Below are 3,188 nucleotides of genomic sequence, written 5' to 3'. Positions count from 1 at the left end.
TATAGATGGCTCCGTTCGCAGTACCTGACTGGGGAACAGGAAGGTAGCTTTTGGCTTGTCTTCCTTTTGAATCGTATTCTATAGGAACTACCACATCTCTTCCAAGTGGGGTTGCCTTGATCGCAACAGCTTGGATAGGTCTTCCGAGTCCATCAAAATATTGAACAGATTCTGATTTCTTGATACAATCCCCATCCAGACAGCTTTTGGTATAGATATAGTTTTCTGCGGTACTGAGGTTCGTTTGCGCAAAAGAAAGCCCCGCAACAAACAATATATGGAATGCTGTTATAATTTTTTTCATGATGTTTTAGTGTTTGTAGTTGTACTGGTTTTCCTGCAAAGTTTTTCCGTCCACATCCTTTATTTTGATCAGTCTGCCTGCATTATCATAGATATTTACCGTTCTGATGCCGTTCGCCGAAATGGAGTTCGTTACTCCCACCAGAGGATCATAGGTAGATGCCGTGACTGTGTAATTCTTCAGGGCAGGATCTTTTCTAAGGTTTTCCAGAGCCTGTATAAGAGCAGGTTCATTAACCGGATTATCACCATCCGCATTGGACGCAGCTATGGCAGCGGTTACTGTCGAAAGAGATGCTATCTGGGAATAAGAGGCTCCTGAAATAACAGCAATAGGCATAGTCTGATAATATCCCCAGATTGTGGTCGTTGGCGTTCCATCTTTTCCGGTAGCCTGTACCAGATTCCCTTTATTGTCATAAACATCGAGTGTAGAGGCGGTAAAAGGACTTTGAGACTCCATATTGTAGCCAATAACAGAGGTAGGATATACATTAGAAGAATGTTCAAATTTAGTTTCTGATTTTGCGGTGGTTTTCCCATCTTCTTTTATTTCTGATTCAAGCAACAATCCTGTCATGCCCGACGCTAACAATTTAGTTTGATTTTTATCCTGGGCATATCTATAGAAACTTTCAGTCACCATTCCGTCTGAAGCTGTACTTTTTGAATAGGAAAGTTTATAATTATCTGACCTTACTGTATTTTCGCTTGAAGATTGCAAAGAAGCAGCAGAGCCGGAAGGATATACAAAAGAAACATTTTTTGTTTGGCTTATGAATGCTGTCTTGGAATAAAAGCCACTATCCGTATAGTAATCAACATCACTTGCTATACTAAATGTATATTCATAATCATCTTTTCCCAGCAGCTGATTAGTCTCACTGTAGACCTCTTTTTTATCAAGAATACCTGTTTTTAAAAGATTGTAATAAGGCTGAAAATTAGCCTGGTTTCCATTTATTGTGGTATAGTATGCCGGATAATCATGAGTTATTTTAAAATAATATCTGGTGTAGCCGTTTCCGGTCCCTTCCGTCACTTTTACATTCTTGAATAGGACTTTACCATCAATAGAAGTATAACCGCTTGAAGCGTTGGGAATAGAAAAATCATCATAACTGTATGAAACTGCTGTTACCGGTACACTGCTGGCATTATCCAAATATTTTTTAATGGAACGTATTCTATACTGGCTAGTTCCAGAAGCGGCATTTCTAAAAGGACCGGGTTTTGCCACTACTTCTGAAAGGGAGAAGTTAACCTGCCCGTTCTGTATAGGAACATTGACAGTAACCGTATACTGACCGGGATAATTATAAAATCTTATATTGCTTTCTTTCTGGTTGGTGGTCAGTACCTCAGATCCTCTTTTCAGGGTATAAGTAATCCTTTTATTCTCCGGTACGGGAGGAAGAAGGATAGGCTCTCCTGTATTGGGATCAATATTAGTGTAGAATTCATTATAACCCACCCAAAACGCTTTTTTCTTTGTTGGGTCACCGGAAATCGTGAAGGAATAGGTTAGGGTTTGATGAGTATCAAAGCTAAAATTTGAAAATTCCCGCTGTTCCTGTGTACATGGATCTGTGTAGTTTAAAGTTAAAGATTCCAGATAGGCAGCAGAGCTTTTATCAGCATAGGTCTCTGAGCTTTCATACTCGTACTTAGTAACGCCTTTTGTAGGATATATAACCTTATTAAGGATGCCTGCTGGATTGATCTGTATGCTTCCTTCGCATGAGCCATATGCAGGAATCTCTAAACTTGGAGGATTATACAGAAATGAAGTCTCTTCAAGAATATTTTGCCCATCCATTTTCTTTATTTTGTCCAACTGTCTTCTTTTATGGGTAGCATCTCCCGGATTTGAAGGAAAAGGATAGGAATAATCAAAGGTATATTCAGCCACTTTACCGTATAAATTATTCAGCATTACTTTTTTAATGCTGTAGGGGTCATTCATGGTTTTTTCCAGGGTCTGGTCGTAATCATAAACGATTTCAATATTTCCGGATGCAGTATTAATTTTCTGAAGCTGGCAGCTTTTGTAAAGCAATGTGGTATTATCAGTATCATACTTTGTATTTTTCTGATAAGTAAAATTAGCGGTTTCCACACCATTAGCATTGGTAATCCTGGTCAGAAAAAATGCTGATTTGTATTCCAGACCTGAAGTTCCAATAGTTTGATAAAAACTATCATAAACTGCTGCTACCGAATAGTCATTAAAATAATAAGTATTTCCTTCGTCATCAGTAATCGTAAAGGAATCAATGATGAGCGTAGCAGTATTATTCTGCTTTGTATAGGCTATCTTAACATGGTTCAAAGGGGAAAGATCAACAAGACGAAACGTATTTTGCTGGGTGTCTCTTTCTATTTTAAATTTCCCTGAAAATCCTGGAAAATTGTAATAATATTCATCATCAAAGACATTTTTTTCATAATGAGGGTTTGCTGTATTTTGAAACACTTCGTCCAGAGTCCCATTAATTTGGCGTGAAATAGCACCTCCCTTAGACATAAACCAGCCTGTTCCCATTTCTCCTGCTGCATCACCAGGAGAAACATTGAGTGGATTATAGCCCAGCTGCAGGCCAAACTTTGAACCACCATGTCCTGAGATACTCAATAACGGAATCGAAATTTCAGGTATACCTGACGCAAGCGATCTTGGGGTATCTGTATAATTGGTTATAGCTGATAATGAAGGAACGGGATTGGGCATATCCCCGAAATTAACTCCCTGAAATTGGTTCTGTGCCTGGAGATGACCATATAAGCCTACCAGGCTTATAAGACACATGTAGATTTTTTTCATTATTTATGTTTATTTTTTTATCAGTTTAGCATTAGCTGTTTTTCCCAAATCTGTTTTTATC

The 3,188-nt window shown here is 38.4% G+C and carries 2 protein-coding genes; both read right to left on the bottom strand.

Annotated elements, in window-relative coordinates; all coding sequences use genetic code 11:
• Positions 1-304, bottom strand: a 304-nt coding sequence (locus tag DRF61_RS22385) for a DUF6443 domain-containing protein (RefSeq protein ID WP_157963427.1), incomplete at its 3' end; no start/stop codon positions are given.
• A gap of 6 nt (positions 305-310) precedes the next feature.
• The gene (locus DRF61_RS22380; protein ID WP_111961068.1) at positions 311-3,127 is read right to left on the bottom strand and encodes a hypothetical protein; all 2,817 of its coding nucleotides are present in this window, start codon (positions 3,125-3,127) and stop codon (positions 311-313) included.
• Positions 3,128-3,188: the final 61 nt, after the last annotated feature.

It is taken from the genome of Chryseobacterium lathyri, assembly GCF_003290185.1.
Classification (GTDB): domain Bacteria; phylum Bacteroidota; class Bacteroidia; order Flavobacteriales; family Weeksellaceae; genus Chryseobacterium; species Chryseobacterium lathyri.
This window is presented reverse-complemented; position numbering and strand designations above follow the sequence as displayed.

Excerpts from the sequence above, each read along its gene's own strand:
- DRF61_RS22380 (WP_111961068.1), bottom strand. The coding sequence starts at position 3,127 with ATGAAAAAAATCTACATGTGTCTTATAAGCCTGGTAGGCTTATATGGT.